16 protein-coding genes are annotated in these 23,504 nt (G+C 53.2%); 5 read left to right on the forward strand and 11 right to left on the reverse strand.

Annotated features, from left to right (window positions below; all coding sequences use genetic code 11):
• Window positions 1-37: 37 nt before the first annotated feature.
• From MJ257_RS07650 to MJ257_RS07665, 4 genes are all read right to left on the reverse strand, one after another.
• Window positions 38-538: a hypothetical protein gene (locus MJ257_RS07650; RefSeq protein WP_240268677.1), complete on the reverse strand. Its 501-nt coding sequence runs from the start codon at window positions 536-538 to the stop codon at window positions 38-40.
• A 142-nt stretch (window positions 539-680) separates the two neighbouring features.
• Window positions 681-1,715 carry a Cfr family 23S rRNA (adenine(2503)-C(8))-methyltransferase gene (locus MJ257_RS07655; protein WP_240268678.1) on the reverse strand — a complete coding sequence of 345 codons (1,035 nt, stop codon included), beginning with the start codon at window positions 1,713-1,715 and terminating at the stop codon, window positions 681-683.
• A 308-nt stretch (window positions 1,716-2,023) separates the two neighbouring features.
• Window positions 2,024-3,502 (reverse strand): Lsa family ABC-F type ribosomal protection protein, encoded by a 1,479-nt coding sequence (locus MJ257_RS07660; protein WP_240268679.1) that lies wholly within the window; start codon window positions 3,500-3,502, stop codon window positions 2,024-2,026.
• A gap of 304 nt (window positions 3,503-3,806) precedes the next feature.
• Window positions 3,807-6,200, reverse strand: coding sequence for a polyprenyl synthetase family protein (locus MJ257_RS07665; protein WP_372489755.1), 2,394 nt, complete (start codon window positions 6,198-6,200; stop codon window positions 3,807-3,809).
• A 143-nt stretch (window positions 6,201-6,343) separates the two neighbouring features.
• On the opposite strand from MJ257_RS07665, the gene MJ257_RS07670 reads away from it, so the two are divergent.
• From MJ257_RS07670 to MJ257_RS07685, 4 genes are all read left to right on the forward strand, one after another.
• Window positions 6,344-7,237: a serine/threonine protein kinase gene (locus tag MJ257_RS07670; RefSeq protein ID WP_240268681.1), complete on the forward strand. Its 894-nt coding sequence runs from the start codon at window positions 6,344-6,346 to the stop codon at window positions 7,235-7,237.
• 385 nt (window positions 7,238-7,622) lie between these two features.
• Window positions 7,623-9,890, forward strand: a complete 2,268-nt coding sequence (gene sleB, locus MJ257_RS07675; protein WP_240268682.1) for a spore cortex-lytic enzyme — start codon at window positions 7,623-7,625, stop codon at window positions 9,888-9,890.
• Between the two features lie 198 nt (window positions 9,891-10,088).
• Window positions 10,089-11,231 carry a cation:proton antiporter gene (locus MJ257_RS07680; protein WP_240268683.1) on the forward strand — a complete coding sequence of 381 codons (1,143 nt, stop codon included), beginning with the start codon at window positions 10,089-10,091 and terminating at the stop codon, window positions 11,229-11,231.
• 139 nt (window positions 11,232-11,370) lie between these two features.
• Window positions 11,371-11,763: a collagen-like protein gene (locus MJ257_RS07685; protein ID WP_240268684.1), complete on the forward strand. Its 393-nt coding sequence runs from the start codon at window positions 11,371-11,373 to the stop codon at window positions 11,761-11,763.
• 253 nt (window positions 11,764-12,016) lie between these two features.
• Here MJ257_RS07685 and MJ257_RS07690 read toward each other — a convergent pair whose 3' ends face one another.
• On the reverse strand, window positions 12,017-13,267 hold the full coding sequence (locus MJ257_RS07690) for an Nramp family divalent metal transporter (protein WP_240268755.1): 1,251 nt from the start codon (window positions 13,265-13,267) through the stop codon (window positions 12,017-12,019).
• Window positions 13,268-13,557: 290 nt separating this feature from the next.
• Here MJ257_RS07690 and MJ257_RS07695 point away from each other — a divergent pair, with 290 nt between their 5' ends.
• Window positions 13,558-14,151 (forward strand): YjgB family protein, encoded by a 594-nt coding sequence (locus MJ257_RS07695; protein WP_240268685.1) that lies wholly within the window; start codon window positions 13,558-13,560, stop codon window positions 14,149-14,151.
• 63 nt (window positions 14,152-14,214) lie between these two features.
• Here the strand turns inward: MJ257_RS07695 and MJ257_RS07700 are convergent, their stop codons facing one another.
• From MJ257_RS07700 to MJ257_RS07725, 6 genes are all read right to left on the reverse strand, one after another.
• Window positions 14,215-16,806, reverse strand: a complete 2,592-nt coding sequence (locus MJ257_RS07700) for a winged helix-turn-helix domain-containing protein (RefSeq protein WP_240268686.1) — start codon at window positions 16,804-16,806, stop codon at window positions 14,215-14,217.
• Between the two features lie 145 nt (window positions 16,807-16,951).
• Complete coding sequence (locus MJ257_RS07705; protein WP_240268687.1) at window positions 16,952-18,565, reverse strand: DUF3502 domain-containing protein; 1,614 nt, start codon at window positions 18,563-18,565, stop codon at window positions 16,952-16,954.
• Window positions 18,566-18,603: 38 nt separating this feature from the next.
• Complete coding sequence (locus MJ257_RS07710) at window positions 18,604-19,515, reverse strand: carbohydrate ABC transporter permease (protein WP_059040514.1); 912 nt, start codon at window positions 19,513-19,515, stop codon at window positions 18,604-18,606.
• 12 nt (window positions 19,516-19,527) lie between these two features.
• Complete coding sequence (locus MJ257_RS07715) at window positions 19,528-20,499, reverse strand: ABC transporter permease (protein WP_240268688.1); 972 nt, start codon at window positions 20,497-20,499, stop codon at window positions 19,528-19,530.
• 14 nt (window positions 20,500-20,513) lie between these two features.
• On the reverse strand, window positions 20,514-21,023 hold the full coding sequence (locus MJ257_RS07720; RefSeq protein WP_240268689.1) for a hypothetical protein: 510 nt from the start codon (window positions 21,021-21,023) through the stop codon (window positions 20,514-20,516).
• The gene (locus MJ257_RS07725; protein WP_240268690.1) at window positions 21,020-23,323 is read right to left on the reverse strand and encodes a beta-galactosidase; all 2,304 of its coding nucleotides are present in this window, start codon (window positions 23,321-23,323) and stop codon (window positions 21,020-21,022) included. Before MJ257_RS07725 ends, MJ257_RS07720 begins: the two co-directional genes overlap by 4 nt.
• Window positions 23,324-23,504 lie beyond the last annotated feature (181 nt).

The raw sequence follows: 23,504 nt of genomic DNA on the forward strand, positions 1-23,504 counted from the left end.
AACGCGCTGAAACCCGCGCGTTTTAGATTTTCTAGGGTTATCCCGTCTTTTGGGACTTCAGGTAACCGTCCACCTTTGCTTTCATCGAGGAGATGGTGGTTTTACGGTATTGCAACGCAAGCCGGAGGACTTTGATCTGCTGCGAACGGGACAGTTGCTTGAAACGAGGTTCTTGCCGCATAAACTTGCGGATGATCGACCAACTGCTTGCCGAAGTCCTTTCCCGTTGAATCCGCGGCGCTTCATATGGGAGGTTTGGTTTTCGCAAGCGGTGCATCAACGAATTCAAGCGGTCTGAAGCTTTGCTTTCATCAACTAGGCAGGGAGCAACCGCTTTTTTTGTGTGTTTCCTTAAAAAATCGTAATGGTGACTGCCGCTGACGATCACATAACCTCCGTCCTTTCGGCTCTTACGGACAATCATCAGATGCATGCAATCCTGCGCGGCTTTTCGAAGTTCCTTGATTCGTTGTGTAAGTTGAACGGATATTCCGGGTTTAAGCTTGTTAAGAGGGATATACTGCACCGTAAATCGCATGGGGCCCACCCCTTTCCGGATAACTTATGTATATGTATATGCCCCATCCTCCCAAATGCGTCCATCGAAAATGGTTTGATTGTCGCCTTACGAATAAAACAAGGCAACCGCGAAAGCGGATTGCCTTGTTTTTATATTCCGCTTATTGCTCCGCTGCATAAAGCTGCCCGCAGGCTGCGTCGATATCGCCGCCGAATTGGGTCCGAACTGTCAAGTGAATCCCTTTGGATTTCAGGATTTGGGCAAACCGGTTCACGCGGGCTCGATCAGATGATTCATAACGTTGGGCCGTGGCATCCGTTGAATTGTAAGGAATCAAGTTGACGTGATAGAGGTGCTCCCATTCCCCTCGTCCCCGTAACAAGGCTGCCAACGCCTCCGCATGTTCCGGAGAATCGTTGATCCCACGAAGCAGAATGTAGGCGATATACACTTTTCTGCCCGTTTTTTGAATATGGCGGTCAAGTGCGGGCAGCACCTCCTGTAGCGGATAACGGTCGTTAATCGGCATCAGCTGGCTGCGCTGCTCGTCGAACGGCGAGTGCAGCGAGAACGTTAGGTTCACTTGCGGGAACTCGTCCCCCAACCTTTGGATTCCCGGCAGAATGCCGATCGTCGAAACGGTGATTCTGCGGTGGCCTAACCCGAAGAGCTGCGGGTCGGTCAGCAAATGGAGCGCCTCAAACAGCTGCGGATTAGCCAGCGCTTCCCCCATCCCCATGAAAGATACGCTGTCCAAGGGATATCCGCGCATGTGGAATTCCAACAGTTGATCGGTGATTTCATCCGCCGTCAGGTTTCTCCTTAACCCCATCGTTCCCGTGGCGCAAAACCGGCAGCCGAATCCGCACCCGCACTGCGAAGAGATGCAATACGACTCCCATCCGTGTCGGTAACTTAATCGAACCGCCTCTATGCGTTCTCCGGCGTCGATCGAAAATAGAACTTTGTGGACTTGCCTCGAGCTCTTCTCCAGGATCGGCGTGATGCCGGGGATATGCTCTCCCAGCTCCCTCTCCAAAGCTTCGCGCAACGGCTTCGGCAACATGGTCATTTGCTCGAATCGAGCGATTTTATGCTTAAAGATCGCATCCGTAATTTGCCGGTATCGATAATCGGGTTGTTTCAGGCTTTTTAACAGCTGCCCGATTCTCATGTATCTGGAAATTGGCTTCATTGTCATTTTCTCCTTTGAACCGGAGAAAAAAACGCCAAAAAGCACCCCAATGTCTTGCCGGTGCTTTATTGGCGTTACCTCGACCCAAGCGATCTCACATTTGACACGAGACGAAACGTTGCCTTGAACGCTCCCTCACCGCTAGGTGTCCCTGTAAATCGCCGGACAAAGCTCCGGTCTCCGTGTGGTATTGATTCGAACCGTGTCAAGAGTCAGGTTTATTGACAGGTTCGCTAAATCATCTACGACTTCCATTAGGTCATTCATGATTTGAATCCTCCTTGAGTTGTTTGACACTTGTCTTTCGTTTACAGCTGTACCTGTTTGGTCGCGATCCGTTCGCAAAATTCGCGGTCATGCTCAACGAATAAAATCGTGGGCTCGTAGGCCAGCAGCAAATCTTCGATTTGCATGCGGGAAATGACGTCGATGAAATTCAGCGGTTCGTCCCAAACCAGCAAATGCGCTTTTTCGCAGAGACTTTTGGCGATCAGCACCTTCTTCTTTTGGCCGCCGCTGTAATCCGCCATATCCTTCTCAAACTGCAATCGGGAAAAATCCAACTTCCGCAAAATCGCCTTAAACAGGCTCTCGTCAAGTTCGTGCGCTCTGGCAAAGTCGGTTAAATTCCCTTGCAACCACGACGTCTCCTGCGAGACATAGGAAATTTTCAACTGGCTTCCTTGACGTAACGCGCCTGTATAGCGGATGTCCTCCCCGCATAACAATTTCAGGATGCTTGATTTGCCGGAGCCGTTGCGTCCCATCAGCACGATCCGGTCCCCCCGATCGATCGAAAAGTGGATATCGTGACACACCTGCTTCTCGCCGTAATAAATCGAGAGATGGTCCAATTCGGCAAGCTGCGTTTTGTGGTAAGGGAGCTGCGCGATTTTTAAGCTTTCCGAGGTTTCGATGTTTTTGAGGAGCTTTGACTTTTCCTCGATTGCGCTTTGCTGTCTTTGCTCGATCGATTTGGAGCGCTGCATCATCTTGGCCGCTTTATGGCCAATGTAGCCCTTATCGACTTTCGAGCCGGAATTGCGAGTGCCGTTTTTGGTCTTCTCCACTTCATGCGACCAGTTGCTCGTCCGCTTCGCCGCTTCCGACAAGCGTTTGACGTCCTTCCGCAGCCTTTCGTTCTCGGCCAGCTCGTAGTTGTCCTGGCGCTCTTTATTCTCCCACCAATCGGAGAAGTTGCCCCTCTGAATCTCGATGTTCGTCTTGTTGATGGACAAGATGTGGTCTACGCAGCGATCCAAAAAGGCGCGATCATGAGACACCAGGATAAACCCGCTTTTGCGCTTTAAGTAATCGCCGACGAGTTCCCGCGCCTCCATATCCAAATGGTTGGTCGGTTCATCGATCAGGAGGAAGCTGTTTTCCTTCAGGAACAACGCCGCAAGCATCACTTTCGTTTGTTCCCCGTTCGAGAGGGAATCGAAGGGTCGATATAACACATCGTCGGACACCTGCAGTAAGGAAAGCTCCCGCATGATCTCCCACTGGACATAGTCCGGATAAATTTCCTCCACGACATCCAGCGTATTGTATTCCTTATGCTTGACATCAAAGGGAAAATAATCAAAGCTCACATCCGCAGAAATTTGGCCGCTGTAATCGTGTTTGCCTAACAGCAGATTCAGAAAGGTCGTCTTTCCCCGCCCGTTCCTTCCCGTAAAGCCGAGCTTCCAATCGGTATCGATTTGAAAGCTCACATTCTCGAAGATGTTATCGTAACTGCCCTCATAGGCAAACGTCAGATGGTTCACATTAATTAATGACATGAACAACATCCCTCCTGCATAAAAAAATGGGCTGCAAGAAAGTTACCTTTCTTACAGCCCAAAAATATAAAACGAATCCAACCCGCAGGCGGGGGACGGATCAGTCTATACGATTGGAGTGAAAAGATGGAGTAACTTTCTTGCATAAGAATAAACCTTGCGAATCAAGTTCGCATTTAGGTTCCATATCCTTAGCAAGAAATATCCATCCGTTTCAACTCCCTCATTTAAGATAGTTGTATTCTAACATAGTCCTTTTTTGAGATCAACCCGCACGGTTACAAACCCATGGATCATGATTCGATCAGTTCTCCCGGTTGATGATGTAATCGAGCAAATGTTTAAGAAAGACGGGGATTCGCGGGAGTTCGTTGAGCGTTTCCATCGCCAGGCAATAATGTTCCCACATCGCCTTGCTCGCTGCAACCGGCCCCAGTACCGTCACATAAGTCGAGCTGTCGTTCTCGATGTCCTTCCCGGCAGGTTTGCCCAATAAATGCGATTCCCCTTCCCCATCCAGCAGATCATCTTTGATTTGGAAGGCGATGCCCGTGTGATAGGCGATTTTTTTCAGAATCTCGATTTCCGTCTCCGGGACCCGAGCCAATATAGCCGGTGCCACCAAACAGGCTTCAAACGCGATCCCCGTTTTGTAGAAGCAAACCCGGTCGAGTTCCTCTACGGTTAACGCTTTGCCTTTCCCGTTCAAATCCATCGCCTGCCCCATGCAAATCTCCCCGGCCTTTCGGGATAAGTATTGCAGCAAGGCGAGTACCGACCGGCTATCGAATCCTTTCAAGGAAGCCTGCTCTTCGACCGCCTTCTGGATAAGGAAGATACCGGTCAGCTCCGCGATGGCGCTGCTATGCACTTCATGCAGGGTCGGCCGGCCTCGGCGGGTTGCGGAGTTGTCCTGGGAAGGCAGATCGTCGAAGATCAGGGAGGCCGTATGCATGTATTCCAGCGCCCGGAACAGCGGCGATAAGGCGGTTGGGTCCAATCCATACTCTTGAACCCCCATCACCCAGGCCAAAATCGGGCGGAGCCGCTTCCCGCTTCCTTCCAGACTGTAATTCGCCGTATCGACCAGCAGGTCGACCGCTGCCGAAGGCTTTGCTTCGCCTGAAATAGGCAATAACGCGTTCACGTGCTTCCGGGCCGTTTTAACGAGTCGGACAAACTCTTCTTTCTCTTGCCGGTTTCTTCTCATCGTAGCCAGTAACTGATCGCGCAGCCATTTGTCGTAGAAATCCACATCCACCGCTTGACGGACAAGTTGCTGAATCAGCCTTTCGAGCTTCGGATTCCCTACCGAAAACATCGCCATAAGCTCGTCGAATCGCTCCGCACCGACACGTCTTCGATAGCGTTTGAGTCCATTGACGGCACGGGCCAGAATGATCTCACGGGTTAGCGGCTCTGAGCGATAGACGTGGTGGATCAAGTGGGAAATGACGGCCCAGTATAATTCAAACGGGTTGATGAGATCGGGCCGCTCGTGCCGGTGAGTCAAATAATAGGTATAAGGCGTGACCGCTCCTGCCTCCCGGTCGTCGGCCATGTCTGCAAAGTCGTCGGCAAGCTGATTGTACAGGCCGTAATGAAAAACGCTCTGGTCAAAACCTTCATCCCGCGGAGCGGAAATCACGGAACGAACAATGAGCCGTGAAGACGCCGATTTCAAGATGATCGGCAGGTACAATTCTTCGTTGGAATAATGCGCATGACCCAGCGTTTTGCAGCGGTCGGCGTCCTGGGATTCAAAAAATACGTACGATTGCTCAAAAAAAACGTCCTGCGTATCCTGATTCTGATAACCGCGAATAAATTCATACGCTTCCCGGAGCTCGGCATGAATAAACCGGACCAACTCTTGATGTCTTCCCGTCCACTCCCCGAGCTCGGGCACGATGCCCGTTCGGATCGTCATACGGATCATTCGCGTATATTGCGCTTGCTCCTCGGCATTCAACGCACCGGAATCCAGCAGATCATCGATAAACGGATAGGTGAGTCCGTAATAATACCCCAGTTTCAACGCCTCTCCCAGCCGGCGAGACCGTTCCGCGGAGCCTGCCTCCCCATCCATCTCATCCATGACGTGCATGACGACGCCGAAAATAATTTTGATCAGCTTCCGCTCAGCCTCCTCGGCGTTCATCTCCGAAGGGAGATGAGAGGCAATCCCCTTTAACCGCCCCAGGACCCAAATCGCGGCTTCCTCCACGCCCTCGCGTTGGGCCCATCGATATACCGAAGCGGGGCTTAACAAATCCGCCGTAGGAGCTGCGTTTGGTGCTTCGACGAGGTGAACGATATGCTGCTTCATCTCGTTTACCAGGCGTTGAATCTTCGTGCGAGTTCGCGGATCGGACAAATTCTGGCCCAGATCCCGCAGATACATATAGGAGACGCTCCGATCCAAATAATTGTCCAATTTTCCCGTACGGGCCAGCCATGCGAGATAACGCGAATCTTCGGACGAATCGGGCGGTTTGGCGCCGCGGCGCCATAACGGGAGCAACGTCCGATGCGGAAGGTGCTTTCTTTTCCACCAATTCAAATCATCGAGCAGCATGGACACGTAGCTCTTCGAGCGGATTTGATCCTGCAACGCTGCCAAATAATGCGCCGCTTTGCTCTCCGCCCGTTGATACCACCTGTCCGCCAGTTCCGTGTTTGCATTCATTATCGTCATCCTTGCATCCCTCGGCTTATCTTCATCTTCTTCCAAGTTCATTATCCTTTATAATAGTATAAACTACAGCGAACCAAAAACGGCAATGGTCTATAGTCAGACTGGACTAAAGTCTAGGAAAACCTGGAGGAGGGGTGCGGAACATGCGGTTCTTTAAGTTCTTCGGAACCTTCCGGGCGGCGTGGCGGGATTATCGGGCGGAGCCGAACACGTTGCTCGGGCAGCGATATCTAATCAAATCCTTGATGGGTGAGGGCAGTTACGGGTTGACCTACCTCGGTATCGATCAGACGGACGGCCGTCTTGTTGCCGTCAAGCAAGCCAGACCCAGCAAAGGCTCGTTGGCCCGGCAACTGCTTGAGAGGGAAGCCCGTATATTAAAGTCCTTGGACCACCCTCGAATCCCTGCATATAAAGAAATGATGACGATAGGCCGTCAGGCTTATTTGGTCATGTCCGTTTTAGAAGGGGAAACGCTGGAGGACTTGATCTTCGAACAAGGATGGAGATTTAGCGAAGCGGACTGCGCGCGAATCACCCTGCAGTTGCTCGAGTTGGTTCGGTACATCCACCAGCAAAGGATCGTCCACCTTGATTTGCGTATTCCCAACATTCTGATGTATGAGGGTGAATTAAGCATGATCGATTTTGGATTGGCCCGGGCTGTTGGGGAGCCTCCCTTCCCGATTCCACCAGTTCGGGCATACCCTCGTAAAACCGCGGCGTCTCTCGAAGCTTCCCGTTTATCTAGCCCCGCGGAGCCGCAATCCGATCTGATGGATGTGGGCCATTTTATGCTGTTCTTGCTCTACTCGACCTTTGAATCGCCCCTTTCCACCATGAACGCCGAGAACCAATGCTGGCAGGAGGAGTTAGCACTCCCTCCCTGTCTGACTGAAATCATCGAACGCCTGCTTCAAGTGCGGGAACCCTATGCGGATGCCTCGGATGCAATAGCGGCCTTGCGAGCGTTTTTGTCCCCATCCGTTGATCGTCCCGTTTCTTTTGTGTCCCACAACGAATACAATAGAAGGTAAGCATTTCAAATCAGAAAGGTAGGTTTATGACATGTTGAGAAGAATCATCAATAAGTTGCTTCATTCCGCATCGCATAGCCATCGAAGGCATTACAGCAGCTCAGCCAAGCATTATGGAAAGCGCTACAGCAGCAGTCACGGGTACGCACGGCCGATGATGGGAGGTTCTTCCTCCGATTACAAGCACCGCCATGGCCATATGGGCTCCGGCTATTACAAATCCAGAAGACATAGCTCCAGTTAGTTAAAGACCTATTCCCCTCCCGGTTGAGGGGGAGATTTTGTGTCTCCGCCTCCCCGTTTTTCCCGCTGAATGCCAAAACTTGTGGGTTGTCCCGCTCCCCGGTCTCCCCTACAATGTTGTAGGGAAAGGAGGCCACCCGAAATGAACAAATTCCGAGGATTCCTTTTACTCGTGGCAACGTCGCTCGTGATCGGCCTTTTTGGCGGAACGACGCCGACGCAGGCAGCCTCCGGGACGCTCAAGCTGGGCTCCGCGAGCGGAGATGTCTGGGACTTGCAATACCGGCTGAAGGCGCTGGGCATCTTCAATGATCAGCTCACCGGTTATTACGGGACGAAAACGCAACAAGCCGTGCGTACGTTCCAGTCGCGTTACGGGCTCCATGTCGATGGAGCAACGGGAACCCAGACTTGGGCGGCGCTCAGAAAATATTCGCTAAATCAAAGCGAAATGGACCTGTTGGCCCGAGTGATCTATAGCGAAGCGCGGGGCGAACCCTATACGGGGCAGGTGGCGGTTGGGGCGGTCGTCATGAACCGGATTCAATCGTCGTTATTCCCTAATACGATTAACGGCGTCGTGTTTCAAGCCGGCGCTTTCACGGCGGTCGATGACGGGCAAATCTGGCTCACGCCGGACAGCACGGCATACCAAGCTGCTCTCGATGCGGTCAGAGGTTGGGATCCGTCGTACGGCGCGCTATATTATTTCAATCCCAACACGGCCACGAGCCAATGGATCTGGTCGCGTCCGCAAAAACTTCGAATCGGAAACCACATTTTCACCGGTTATAATACGTCAAGCGAACAGAAACAGGATCTTGCCCATTCCGCAAGGTCCTGTTTTTTTACGAAGCACATTCCCCTACGTTCCTGCACTATATATAAAAGCTGCAATCATTACACGCAAAGGGGACAAGGAAGACCCATGCCCATCAAAAACGGAAAGCAGTACATCGAACGGATCGACCGCAAGGGCATCCGGCTGTGGTACAACGGCGAACGCGTGAACGTTCCGTTATCCGAGCACCCCGCCTTTCGAGGCCTGATCCGGACGCAGGCCGCCATGTACGATAAGCAGTGTGACGATCGCCTGCGAGACATCATGACCTATGCGTCGCCTTCAACCGGGGAGCCTGTTGGCCTTTCTTACTTGCCGCCGACGAATCCCGACGACCTCATCCGCAGAAGGAAGATGTCCGAGATCTGGGCCAATCAACATCATGGTTTTCTCGGCCGCTCTCCCGACTATATGAACACTGCTTTGATGTCGTTTTATACCGCCTCCCCCGTACTGGAGGAAATCTCGCCGGAACATGCCCGGAATCTACGCGCGTATTACGAATACTGCCGCGAGAACGACATCACGTTATCGCATGCCTTCGTCCAGCCCATGGCCAGCAAAATGTCCGGACCCGCGGATAGCAAAGAATCCTTTGTCGCCAAGGTGATCGAGGTCCGTCCCGAGGGCCTTGTCGTAAGCGGCGCTTTCCTCATGGCCACCCAAGGACCAACCTGCGAAGAAATCCTCGTCCTCCCCACGCCGTCCTTTATGTTGGGAGAAGGGCAGGTGAATCCCAGCGCATTTGCTTTTGCGGTGCCTAATGACCTGGAAGGAATGACGTTTATTTGCCGGGAGAGCCATGCGCGCGATTCGGGTTATGACCATCCGCTCTCCAGCAGGTATGAGGAGATGGACACGATGGTGATTTTCGATCGAGTCCTCGTTCCGCGGGAGCGGATTTTTTATTACGGGGATGAGCATCTCTGCGACCGATTGTTTCAGGAAGGGCATTTCCATGCTTACGCGGGCCACCACATCATCACCCGATATATCGCAAAGACCGAATTTTTGCTGGGTCTCCTGCAGGCGTTGGCCGAAGAACAGAATTCGGAATCCGAGCCCTCATTCGTTGCTCAAATCGTCAAAGTGATGGCAGTGCTGGAGAACTTGAAGGCGTTGCGGCTCGCAGCCGAAGCCGGAGGTTCGAGCACCCCTTTGGGTCACTACGTTCCGGCGTTGGCTCCGTTGACCGCGGCGGGAATCCAGTTTCCCGACCTGCATGAGGAAGTCATGCGAACGATCCGCTCGATAAGTGCAAGCCAGTTGATCATGAATCCGTTTGAGGCTGATTTTAACTCGGAGAACCAAACGTATCTCGAGGTCTATTTGCAGGGGTTATCAAGCCCCGCCAAAGATCGTATCGCTCTCTTCAGGCTGGCTTGGGAGCTGGGCGGCGGCGCATTCGGCGGCAGACAAAACCAGTTTGAGCGTTTCTTCTTCGGCAATGGAAAAACGATCGCGAATCGCATGTACGACTGCTGCGAGGAGTTGAATGAATACAAAACAAGAGTTTTCCGGCTGATTGGCATCAACGGGAAGACTCAGCCGCCGGAGGCCGTCCTTTAAGCAAACAAAAAACTGGCGCCTGGTGGATGGGATTGATATAATAATTTTATTGATTCAAATTTGATATGTTGTGCCCGGAGGAGCCTGTCACCAAGGGGAGCACTATGCCGTTTAAGGTATAATGCCGCCTTGGTCGCAGGTTCTTTTTGTATTTATTTTGGTATTTTTCGCAAATTAACGTAAGCGGAGGATGATAAGATGTTGATTTTAGAACTGGCCATTATTTTGATTGCGTCCAAATTAGCGGGTGACCTGAGTGTTAGATTAAAACAACCGGCCGTTCTGGGCAAACTGTTGATCGGGATCGTCCTGGGGCCAGCCCTTCTGGGTTGGATTAACGAAACCGATATCCTGGAGGAGATCAGCCAAATCGGCGTGATCTTGCTCATGTTCCTGGCAGGACTTGAAACGGACGTCGATGAGTTTAAAAGAACGGGGAAAGCTTCAACGTACGTTGGTCTCGCGGGCATCGCCCTCCCCTTCGGATTTGGCTATTGGGCCGCTGTACTGATGGGCATGCCCCTATTTGAAGCGATTTTCCTCGGGTTGCTCCTCTCAGCAACGAGTGTCAGTATTTCTGTACAGGCTTTAAAGGAAATGGGCCAGTTGAAATCCAGAGAAGGCACCACGATACTTGGGGCGGCCGTCATCGATGACGTCTTGGTCATTATCTTGTTGGCCTTCGTCATGAGTTTTGCGGGTGGAGACGTCAACTTGGGAATGGTCATTTTGAAGAAATTTTTGTTTTTTGCGGTTGCCATCGTTTTGAGTTGGAAGGTCGTTCCTTGGGTTATGCGCAAGTTTTCGCCGCTTCGAGTCTCCGAATCGGTCATTTCCGCAGGGTTGATCATCTGCTTCCTGTTTGCCTACATGGCCGAGTACGCCGGCGTTGCAGCCATAATTGGCGCTTATATCGCAGGCGTTGCCCTTAGCCTGACTCCGTACAAACATGAAGTAACCGAGAAAATTGAGACGATCGGTTATGCCGTTTTCGTCCCTGTCTTCTTTACCACGATCGGCGTCAAGGTAGATTTTGCCGGATTGGGCTCTCAAATCCCGTTGATTGCAGGATTAAGCATTTTGGCCATCGCTACCAAACTCATGGGTTCGGCTTACGGGGCACGCTTGGCCGGTTTCGGCTGGCGCAGGGCTTTAGGCATCGGATCGGCTATGGTCTCGCGTGGCGAGGTGGCCCTAATCATCGCCGCGATAGGCCAAGATGCCGGCCTGCTTCAAGCCGAGATGTTTGCCGTGATCGTGCTCGTCGTGCTGATAACGACGATCGTTACGCCGCCAATGATGAAGTACTTTTTCGCCCAACCGAAAAAATCCGGCTCCTGAGGGGCTAGCTGCCGCTTACCTACATCCGATAACTAGGAAACCCGAACAATCGTGGGTTATGTAGGGACATTCGCCCAACCGCCCTCTCCGCGAATGCATATGATGATAATGCCTATTCATGAAAAAGGAGCGATCACATATGGGATTTTTTCCAACACCGGGACCGGGCGGAGGGTTTCCGGGATTTCCAGGCGGACCAGGCGTGCCGGGAGGTCCAGGGTTTCCAGGAGGTGGCCCAGGAGGATTTCCGGGAGGATTTCCAGGGGGAGCACCGGGAGGGGTTCAACCGCCGACGACCCCACCACCTCAATTCGTACCGCAAATGCAGGCCGGCACCTTCGCCGTCGATCCCGGCGGGATCAGACGCTGCCTCTTCCGCAACACCTACGTTTGGCTGAATAATGGGGAACAATTCTGGTTCTTCCCGGTATTCGTCGGGCGGAATTCGATTGCAGGGTTCCGATGGTTTGGTTTCTTCTGGGGGTATTTCGGCATCGATTTGAATCGGATTTCCTCGTTTACTTGCTTCTAAGGGAGTAGCAGCGAAAGAGAACAGCCCACGGGACTGTTCTTTTTTTATCCATAGCTTGTCCATTCGAAAATAGCTCTTACATCCCTCCATGCCCAGGACAAGCAGCTCGCAGAACAATGCTCTGGTTTGGAGCGAACGTAAGGCTTACGAGAAGTTTGATCTAGTTTACAGCATGTCATGTTTATTAAAAAGGACCTTCATCCCCGCTTCAACGCGGAATGAAAGTCCTCTTATCGATCTGGATGGTCCAAAGTCAAAACAACATTTGAACGATCAGAAACAGATTCAAACTAACGACCAAAGCGGAGATCATCCATCCCAGGGTTGTGGTCATCCGATGATTGACCAGCCCGCCCATGATGTTACGGTTCGAAGTGAACAAAATCAAGGGAATCAAGGCAAATGCAATCCCGAACGACAGAACCACTTGACTCATCACCAGCGCATTCGTCGGATTCACGCCCGAAACGATGATCGCCAGCGGCGGAATGGTGGTGATGGCCCGCCGGACATACAGGTTGATCCGTTTGTTGATGAAGCCCTGCATGACGACGTCCCCTGCCATCGTACCTACCGAAGAACTCGACAGGCCGGCAATCAGAAGGCCAAGCCCGAAGGAGACGGCGGTGACCGGTCCGGCAATCGTTCCAAATTGTTGGAAGGCGACGTCTAAATCCTCGACCACCAAACCGTTTTTGAAGAGCAACCCCGCAGATACGACCACCATCGCCATATTCACCGCACCGGCAATCAACATGGCCAGCAGGATATCGATAAATTCGAGCTTGAAAATCTTCTTCTTCTCCTCTTCATTTCGGCCGACGATGCGGTTTTGCGTCAATGAAGAGTGCAAATAGATCGCGTGAGGCATTACCGTCGCACCCAAAATGCCGGCAGCCAGCAACACGCTATCGACCCCGTCGAAACGCGGGGTAACCAATCCGGCGCCAACCGCGCCGTAATCCGGATTCGCCGCAATCACCTGAAAGGCGAAGGCCAGCACAACGATCAGCACCATCGCTGCGATTCCAGCCTCCAACGCACGGTATCCCCTCCGCTGTAGCTCCAAGATCGCAAAAGAACCTATTGCTGTGATCACAGCAGCCGGCAGCATCGGAATGTCAAAGAGTAGATAAAGTCCTAAAGCTGCCCCGATAAATTCGGCCAAGTCCGTCGCGATAATGACCAGTTCGCTCTGAATCCACAAGAAGATCGATACGCCTTTCGGAAATCGGTCATGAGCAACCTCGGGCAAGTTTTTGCCGGTGGCGATGCCCAGTTTGGCCGATAACGATTGAATCAGCACCGCCATCAGATTCGAGGCGAAGATCACCCATAACAGAAGATACCCGTATTTGGACCCGGCGGTAATATTCGTCGCAAAATTACCGGGGTCGATATAGGCAACCGCAGCGATAAACGCCGGACCCAGAAACGGCAGCAGTCGTTTCAGACCTTTCGTTCGGCCGTCCAGAGCGGCATGCGCGGACGATTTGTGATCCATTCCTATAGAAGTGACTTGAGTAGTTTGATGTGCAACACTTTGTTCCATCATGACGATCCCTCCCTTGCACGATCCAAAGTTGTCTATATCCATTAAAGTTTCCTTAGTGCAACTTTATAGCATTAGTATATGCCTCATTTTGAAAAATGTAAATCCATTTTCTTGCGAAATTGAAATTTCTATTTTACGAAATCGACACTTGTTCTTCTGCGGTTTCCCCTATCATATGGAATGTGGATCATCGTCGTCACCACCCCACCCATTTCATAGGATAGAGAAGGAGCTTGAATATGAACCGAAAACTCATCAGCAGTAAGGCCGTTATGGCTCTCCTCGCAGCAGGAATTCTTGGTGCCGCCACTTGGGCCACATCAAGCAGCATCGTCACGGCGCAGTCGACGAAGCCTACGGCTGCCCAGGTCCAGAAGGAAGCCTCAGCGCATGCTTTAGATACCTTAAACAGCTTCTATAAGCCGGCTCTAAAGGGACAGTTCCCCGGAACCGTCGCCGGCTTGACAGTCGGCAAAAGCAGCAAGAAGGACGTCATCAAGCTGATCGGTGAGCCTTCCATCGCAGGCAAAGGAAGCTTGGCATTTGATTTGTACAGCGCAAACATGGGCAATCCGGGTTATGCTTTTTCCTATGCGAAAGGCACGATTCAAGAGATGCGCTATTTTGGTACTAACGTGGAACGCCAAACCAATATCGGCGGCATCACCATGAAAATGCTGATGCAATACTGGTTTGCGCCGGACGCGGCCAGCACGATCAAAAACGGGAAAGCGAAGCAAACCAAACTGACCTATCTCCGCGGCGACTTCAAGCTAGAATTCGTATTTAATAGCAGCACGGACCTGGATCATATCAATCTCCTGAAAAATTGATCCCCGTCCTTTCCTCCAAAAAAAGAGGCTGAGCCGAACGTGGGCTTTTACGCCCACGCCGGTTCAGCCCTCGATTTCTTTCCCTCGTTTGATGGCTTCTATGCGATTTTTCACCTGCAGCTTGCCGTAAATCCGGTTAATATGTGCTTTAAGCGTCCCCATGCCGATGCCTAAGGCCTCTATTATCGACGGATTATCCAGCCCTTCCTCCATGCAGCGGTAGATCGTGAGTTCTCGCGGCGTGAGCAACGTCTCTAACCCCTTCGAAGTTGACGCGGCTCCCTTCGATTGCCGATCAAAGCTGGACCATACTCTGCGCACATACTCGAGCGGCGGGGCGTCGTCGTCGCGCAGGTTCCCTTTTTGCCGCTGCTCGACGTAATCGGCAAGCAACTCGGACACGCGTTGGCCTTTGTCCGTGAACACCCGGATGTAATCGTCGGGTTTCGCCAACTTAAGCGCAGACTCCAATTTGAGCAGCGCTTCCTGCGGTTTGCCCGCCAGTTGCAAAATGATCGCCTGCAGCGTTTCGAGATCCAGCGCATCCATTGGCCGGTGGCCCCTTATGGCGATGGACAGCAACCTTTCGGACAACCGCCACGCTTCGTCTAGCCGCCCCGTTTCGATCAACACCCGAACCAGGAACGTATACGGGAACAACTGGTGTACCGACACCGGGTCTTCCGCCGAAAGGCCATAACGCTCCTGCCATTCCTTCGCCTGGCTTAAATCTCCCTGACGCAGGCGCATCGCCGCCCGCTCCGTCTCTAACAGGATCAGAGCCTCCTCGGCCCCATCGGCTACGGCTCGCCGGAACGCATCATCGATCCAGCCCTCGGCCTGTTCCGCCTCGCGCCTGGCCTGATGGATTCGGGAGAGGAATAACGAGGCGGGGACGTATACTTTCTCCGGTTGATAATGCGCTTGGCTTTGTCCCTGCAACCCCTGCTTCAAATAAATTTCCGCCTGTTCCAGCTCATTGCGTTCATACAGCAGTTCCCCATAGCAGACGACCACCGAATCCTGCAAACCCATCCTCCCCATGAAATCGATCATGTTTGAGAAGAAACCATCGGCTAACCCGCGCGGCAAATGCAGACCTCGCTTCCCGTTATAAGAACGGAATACGGAAGGCAACAGCGGCATTAATGGGGAGGCGAAGATCAGATCCGTCCCCTGCGGACTATACTGCAAGGAAAGCTGAATATATTTCAACCCCTTCACCATATCCATTTCATATTGAGTTGCTTTGAAATTCCTGACGTAATACAGATAACCCAAATAGCGATTTTTCTCCTCCGGTTCCCAGCTGCTGCCGGTCGCCTCGTAGTGCTGCTCCGCTCGGCGCAGATACGTTTCCGCGAGATCTACGTCCTGCGACCATAACAAAGAATGCGTGTAGGAGAAGTAAAGATACGGATGGAGCAACAACAAGTCTTCGGGAATGGCCGACAGCCAAGATTTCATCGTTGAAAACTCCCGGCGAATGAGGACGCTCCTCATCTGCTCCAGAAGTCGGATGGCTTCTCCGTACCAAGCTCCGGCTAAGTAATAATCCACCGCCTCCTCCAGCAACTCCCTCGATTCGCACCATTCCGCCGCCTTGCGCAGAAGTTCTGCGGCTTTCCCGGGACGCCGCTGCTCCCCCTCCTTGCGCAAGAAATCGCCGAACAAACGATGGAACTGGTACCACTGACGAGCGTCATCCAGGGGGAGCAAAAACAGGTTCAGCCGGACAAGCTCATCGAGCATTTCCGCCCCGTCTTCTCCGGCAACCGCTTGGCAGAGAGAGCGGTGCAAACGCTGCAACACGGAGACATCAAGCAGAAATTGCCGGATGGGCTCGTCCAGTGCGTCGAACACTTCCTGGAACAGATAATCCTCCACCCCGCTGCGTTCCGGAGACGGCAGCTTAAGCGCGCTAGGTCCATGGGCATTCCGCCAGGATAAAGCGATGAGTTTTAGTCCCGTCACCCAGCCTTCGGTTTGCATCAGGACGTGTTCAAGCTGGTCGTGATTCAATTCCTTTTGCGTGGTCAGACGAAAAAAATCTCCCGTTTCCGGCAAATCAAACCGCATATGAACGTCATGAATTTGGTATACCCACCCTCGGCTGATCCACCGGGCTTTGATAAAGTCGTTATCATGCCGGGTGGCGAAGGTGATATGTATCTGTTGAGGCAGATATTCCAGCATCAAGGCGACGGAGAACAAGATGTCCGGATCTTGAATTGCATGCCAATCGTCCAGGATCAAGGCATGCGGCTGAGGCAAGTTGTTAAGCTCATTCAGTAAAGCGATGACCATCGGTTCGGATTGGCCGGGACTCAGTGCAGCAAACGACGCATAAAACGCGTCGGATAAACGTCCCGTCGACCGCTCGATCGCGGCCGTGACATAGTGCCAAAAACGGATCAAATCATTATCTTTTTCATCCAGCGACAGCCAAGCCACGGGGCGGTTCAGTTGATTGGCCCATTCGCTGATCAAGGTCGTTTTCCCATATCCGGCCGGAGCCGAGATAAAGGTTGCCCTGCATCCCAGTCCCTCGTTGAGCCGGTCAATTAGCCGGGGACGCGGCACGAACGCCTGGATTTTTCCGGGCAAAGTGATTTTCGATAATAGCAATAATGCATTTACGTTTGTATCGTGCATGGCAGTCCCTCCATAACGATCATACCATGCCGGGGGCTCGGCCGGGGAACAAAACCTGGGTATTCAGCGCTTTCGGTTGGGGTCCGTCTCCCAAAAATAACGGACCCGCCGATGGGCGAGCCCGTTCCCTTTTCCTAGCGATACCTTATTCGCCCAACTGAGCCTTATAAGCGTCCAGCTGTTTTTGCAACTCCGCCAACACCTTATCGTAACCAGCCTGCTTCAGTTTGCTGCGGAACTCCTCCACCGCCTGCGCCGGATCTCCGGCTTTCCCCATCACGATGGCCGGCCCAAGTTCGCCGGTTACCTGGGAAACGGCCGTCAATTCGGCTTCCACCGGCGTTTTATCGAAGACGAATTGTCCATAAACGTAAGGTTTTTTGATCTTATCGTATTCGGCATACAACGTTTCTTCGATCTGATCCCAGGTCGTTTCGCTTGGGATTTCAAACTTGTCGACCCGGCCGCCCCAGAAATCGGCATAAAAATTGTCTCTCGCGTCGTCGTAACCTTCCGGACGCGCACGTTTCCCGTCCTTAATGACATATTGCACGCCTTCAATCCCATAGTTAATCAAATGATAGATTTCCTCATTGTTGCGGATCAACTCATAAGCCATCAGCGCGCGTTCCGGGTTCTTGCTGTGGGCGCCGAGGGACGTGCCGCCGTGCGTGATCGACAGCTCCATCAGGTTCGTGCCGCGCGTCCGGGAGAACGGGAACATTTGCAGCTCCGAACCGGGCTGCGCTTTATCCATCTCTACGCGAAGACCCGAGAACGTCTGCGTATGGTGCTGGTCGAGTCCCGACAAGCCGGCTTTCAGGGCATCGCGGTTGTTGTTCTTGTTATTCAGGGCGTCTTCGCGCCAGAAGCCTTGATCCGCCCAGCTTTTCATCATAGTGGCATACTTCAGGAAAACGTCCTCGAATACCGGACTGGTCGCGGTGAATTTCTCCTCAAACGACTTCGCCGTAAATACGGGCATGAAGCCGGTAGAGATCGGAAGCTCCAGCTCATCCGTATAGGATTGCACGAATCCGCCCCAGGTTTGAGCCCCGGACGCCGCGTCCCACGGAATCACGTCCGGCTTGTTGTCCTTAAGGTACTTCAGGTATTTCTCAATTCCCTCCCAATCCTTAATCGGTTCGGTAATCCCGGCTTCCTTCGCCCAATCGCCGCGGTAGAAGAAGCCATGATTGACCCACTGCGTATAGTCATTCTCCGGAATCAGGACGATTTTGCCGTTATATTTGCTCTCATCCCAATCCTCCTTCGGGATGGAGTTCCACGTTTCCGGCGCGTATTTCGGCAGAAGATCATCCAAATTCATGAAGGCGCCGCGCTGCGCATTCCCCCAGGTGTCCAGCCAATCAGTTCCGATCGTGATCAGATCAATCGGTTCGCCGGAGGCTAACGCCAGATTGTATTTGGTCTGCCAATCCGCCCATTCGATCCATTTCCATTCCAGTTCGGCGTTGATTTTTTCCTTCATGATTTTGTTGACTTCCGCGAGTACCTTCTCGAATTGGCCATTCTTCGGCTTATCCCCAAGCACGAGATAGCTAATCTTCACGAACTTGGACGTATCCACCCCGGTGTCCGTCTGCTGACCGGTGTTTGCCGAGTTCCCCCCATTGTTCGCCGTATCGCCGGCAGCCCCATTGTTTTTGTTGTTGCTTTGGCCGCCCCCGCAGGATGCGAGCAACAGCACCAGCAGGCTCACCATCATCCAAATTGATGCCTTCTTCCATCGAACCATTCGCTCAAACCTCCCACTTCTATATCAAATTTTGATGCCTAGCCTTTAACAGCGCCCACCGTAATCCCTTTGATGAAATAGCGCTGCACAAACGGGTAGAACAAAATCACCGGTCCCGTCGCGACGATGGCCGTCGCCATCTTCATCGACTCAAGCGGGACATCCCGCAGCTCCACGTTCGAAGCGGCCGCCGAATTGCGGATGAAGTCCGCGCTGGTGATGACGTTATACAGGAACAGCTGCAGCGGGCGGTACTTCATATCCGGCGATAAGAACAACATCGAGTTGTACCATTCGTTCCAATAACCCAGCGCGATGAACAAGCCGATCGTGGCTAGAGCCGGCGTTGTCATGGGCAGGATCAGGCGGATGAAGATGGTGAAATCGCCGGCCCCGTCGATTTTGGCCGATTCGGTGATCGCATGGGGGATGGACCGGACGAAACTTTTCATCATAATAATGAGGAACGGGCTCAGCAAGCCGGGCAGTAAAACGGCCAGGTAATTGTCCTTCAGGCTCAAATACTGCGTCACAAGCAGGTAGAACGGAACCAGCCCGCCGGTGAACAGCGTCGTAAAGTAAATGAAGAAGGAAATCCGGTTCCGGTAGGCAAAGTCAGGCCGCTGCAGCGCATACCCGGTCATGGCCACCAGGAACAACCCCAGCGCGGTACCGCAGACCGTGATGCCGATCGTCACGAGATAGGAGCCGATGATGAGATCGGGGTTTTCGAAGACGATTTTGTAGGAAAAGGTGCTGAACTCCCGGGGCCAGAAGTTGAAGCCAAACCGTTTGATCGCCGATTCCGACGTAAAGGATGTGCCAAGGACAAGCAGGAAAGGCAGCAAACAGCATAAGGAAAAGAAGCCGATAAACAGGTAGCCTACGATTTTGACGATGATGCCGCCTAGATCCGTGCGGATGCTCCGTGCTTCATAAGCGTCATCCATACCTTGCACCTCCTAAAAAAGTGAGTTGTCAGGCGAGACCTTTTTGACCAGCCAGTTGGCGGTCATGACGACGATAAATCCGAAAACCGATTGATACAGGCTGACGGCGCTGCCGATCGAGAAATTGAAGTTGGTCATAAGGGCGCGGAACACGTACGTTTCGATGATATCCGTCGTCGCATACAGGGCGGTGTTGTTTGCTCCAACCAGGTTGAAGAACAGCCCGAAATTCCCGCGCAAAATACCGCCCAGCGAAAACAGAAGCAGGATGATAAAAGTTGGCTTAAGCCAGGGGAGGACAATATAGCGGATTCGTTGGAACGCGCCTGCCCCATCAATTTCCGCAGCTTCGATAATCTCGTTGTCGAGACCCATGATCGCGGCGAAATACACGATGGATCCATAACCCGTCGATTGCCATAGATACGTCAGCACGATGATAAACGGCCAGATCCCGGCGTTCGAATACGTCTTTACCGGATCGAACCCAAGCGAGTTGAGGATACTGTTGAGCAAACCGTAGTCATAGCTCAGCACATTATAAGCGATTAAGCCGATCAGGACCGCCGAGATGAAATGCGGCAAAAACATCAAGGTTTGGGTCAGCTTCTTGAACCATTTGAGGCGAATTTCATTTAGGAACACGGCGACGACGATTTGCAGCACGTTCCCGAGCAGGATAAAGGCCAGATTATAAACCACCGTATTAAACGTCAGCCGCCACAAATCTCCCGTCATCACCAGAAATCGAAAGTTATCAAACCCGACGAACGGACTTTTGAAGATGCCATCCGTGTAGTTGTACTTGATGAATGCCAGATATAAGCCGGGCATCGGAAGATAAGCGAATATGATAAAGAAAATGATGGCCGGCAAACACATCAACAGCAGCGTCTTGTTGTTCCAAAATCGTCTCAAGCGCCCATGACGGATTGGTTTCAGCTGCGGCTGCTTGCGTACCTTCGTTGGCGTCGTGATTTCCATAGGCCTCCTCCCTTCTATACGGAAATAAATTCAAGCCTATCCAAGTTGCCCGGAGTCGGTTCATCCACCGCTTCGAGAAAAATCGACAGCTGTGCCTGCCCGTCATGAAACCAGGGTCCCGGCATATAAAACGAGTCCGCGCTGCCGCCGGTCATCGTTGGCCTTCCCGCGCCGCCGGGCAACCACAGCCGGCCAACGATCCGCTCATCCATGAACACCGTTAGCTTTAAACCTGAGCCTGCGGCACGCACTCTCCATCCTTTGCCTTGAGCGGAGTTAGGAATATGAGCGAACAACCAGCCTACCTCTCCTGAACCCAGTTTTACCGGCAATTCCTTTGGGGCGGCGGATGCAGCCGCTTGGTCTGCCTCAGCCTTTAGCTGCGCTTCCTCCGCGGCAGCGATCGAGAACTCCGATGCCTCGATGCCTTCATAGACCAGCACTTGTCCGGCGGGCTGCCCCATCGTGCGCTGAAGGTAGACCTCCAGCCGCAGCTCTTGGCCAGGTGTGGCATATGGCGTCAAATCGAAAAGGGATTCATCGGATGGATGGGACCGGCGTCGGCTCCGTTCACCCAAAGCCGTGCATGGCCTTGCAATTTCGGAAAATGCAGGGTCCAAGCATTCCCTCGATCCCCAGGTATATACGATCTGCGGAAGAGGTGTTGGGATGGATGGTCCGAGGTTAACCAGCTCCCGAAACCAACCACCGGCCACAGCACGTCGGCGGCGTTGGCGTCGACGCCATCCGGCGAGTGTCCGACGTCCGGATTCACGCGCCAGTTCGCTGTGATGTCGTGAATCGCGGTAATTGCCACGATGCCTTCCATTCCTTTCAGGGAAGGCAAGCGAAGCGCGGGAAGCCGGATGTCGTCGAAGTTGCTGTGCCCCCATATCTCCACGCGCGCCTGAATCCTCTCCATCCTCTCCGCCCCGGGTCCTTCCACCGGAACAAACACGCTGGCTCCTCCGGGGGTCCAGGTTCCAAGGTAGATACCGTCGGCATACAGCGAAACGACATCGCTCGCCTGGCGCACAAGAAATCCTTGCAGCTGACGATCGGCGTCGATCCGGTTGGCCTTGGCTTCATACCAGGCGTATCCGCGGTAAACGCCAAGCCGTTCGAGAAACTCAGCCTTCGCCCCTGACGTTCGTACCGACACCGCCTGGATCGGCGGCCGCCATCCCTCCCTCGTCCCAAACTGCCAAGCTGGAGCCGGCAAAGGGTCGGAACCGTGCGATGCCGGTTGGAGAGTGGAAACAGTCATGGTGCCGTCCAGGTGAATCGCTTCGGTAAGAAGCGCTTTCAATCGAGTCGTCACGATGACCGTGAACTGTCGCCCATCCTTCAGTGGAAACCGGCAAAACGCCGTCTCTGCCCCAGATAGTCGCAATTGGAATTGCCCCTCGCGATTGACCACCTGCATGCCTTCCGCTATCGGCTCGAGCGCCGCTTCGACGGCAAGGGCAATCTCTCCGGCGTCCCCCTCCATGTGAAACGCCAGTACGGCCCCTTCCTTGTGTTGTTCCACCATATAGAGCTCTGCCGTGGAGGATATCAACCGTCCAGGCATCCCCCAGAGCGACAACGGCACATCCGCCGGCAAAGCCAAGGATCGTGAGGCGGCCAGAGTCCAGGTTCCGGATAAGGAAACCCGGGTTCCTGGATCCCTTAGCAGGCCGATTGACTTGGGGCGGTCTTCTCCGTTCGTTACAAAAATCAGCTCCCCGCCGCCCTCTAAACGCAGCGCATATGGACCGAATACCCCCTCCGTATCTCCTTCCACGGACCAGGAGCCCCCGGAATCCGGCTCGGCTTCCGCAATCGCGCGGCCATAGGCACGAATTAACCTGGCGAGGAGCTTCGCCTCCCGTGCTTCGTCGCGGAGATGGCCTTCGGGGGAAATCATGCCTCCGAAATCATAATCCGAGGTCAAGAAAGCCAGCGGCCTCCCCCAGTTATTGGTCGCATTGGTGAACCCGAAGTTCGTCCCCGACACCTGCAGATAAGGACCCAGCAGCTTGGCACCGGCGGATAGCAATCTGCGCAGCAGGTAGTGACTCCGGTTCGTCTCGGTGACGAGCAGCGGAACCCCCATCCCGCGAAGCACTTCGCGATAATGCAGGACTTTGCTTTCAAACTGGGGATCCCGGTCATCCGGATAAAAATTGCAGGTCGGCACAACGCCTTGCGTTAATCCGGACGCCTGCAGCAAGCCGCCTTGACCGGCGCAAGCGATGAGCGGGACGGATATTCCATGCGCCGATGCCATGTCCCGCAGCGCCGCCATATATCCTGCCGGGTCGGAGCAGTCATAGAAATCAAGCTCGTTATCGAGCTGAACGAAGATAACGCTGCCTCCGCGCGTTGCCTCATGGCGCCCGAGAATCGGCAGGATCTGCGCGTACCACCTGGCCACATGCTGCAAAAACACCGGGTCATTGTCCCTGATCCGCATGGCCGGTTCTTTGGCATACAGATACGACGGCAATGCACCTCCGTCCCATTCGGAACAAATATAAGGCCCCGGGCGGGCGACCACCCATAATCCCGCTTCGCCGGCGAGACGCAGGAACGTATCCGCATCCCGCATCCCGGTGAAATCCCATATTCCCTCATGGGGCTCATGAAAATTCCACGGAAAGTAGACATCGATGCAGTTGTAGCCTGCTTCCCTGACCTGTTCCAGCCGCTCCTGCCATAATTCAGGAGGAATCCGGAAATAAAAAAGCGAGGCGCAAAGCAGGATCACGCTTTCGTCATGAATGCTGACCGCTTGGCCGGATTGACTTACCACGGATTCGGATTCGATACGCATACTCATAGCGGACCACTCCTAGCGTCTGTAATATTTAATTTTAATGAATCCCATTTCATGAAACCCGTTACATTTTGCTCGACAAAAAGCTGAATGAAACGGGTTTCACTATGGGGCAAAAAAACATTTTGGTTGTCTCGCCAGGTGCTCGGAATCCATGCTTGTCTTCGGAGTCGATGGTGAAAGA

This window comes from Paenibacillus timonensis (genome assembly GCF_022427145.1).
Classification (GTDB): domain Bacteria; phylum Bacillota; class Bacilli; order Paenibacillales; family Paenibacillaceae; genus Fontibacillus; species Fontibacillus timonensis.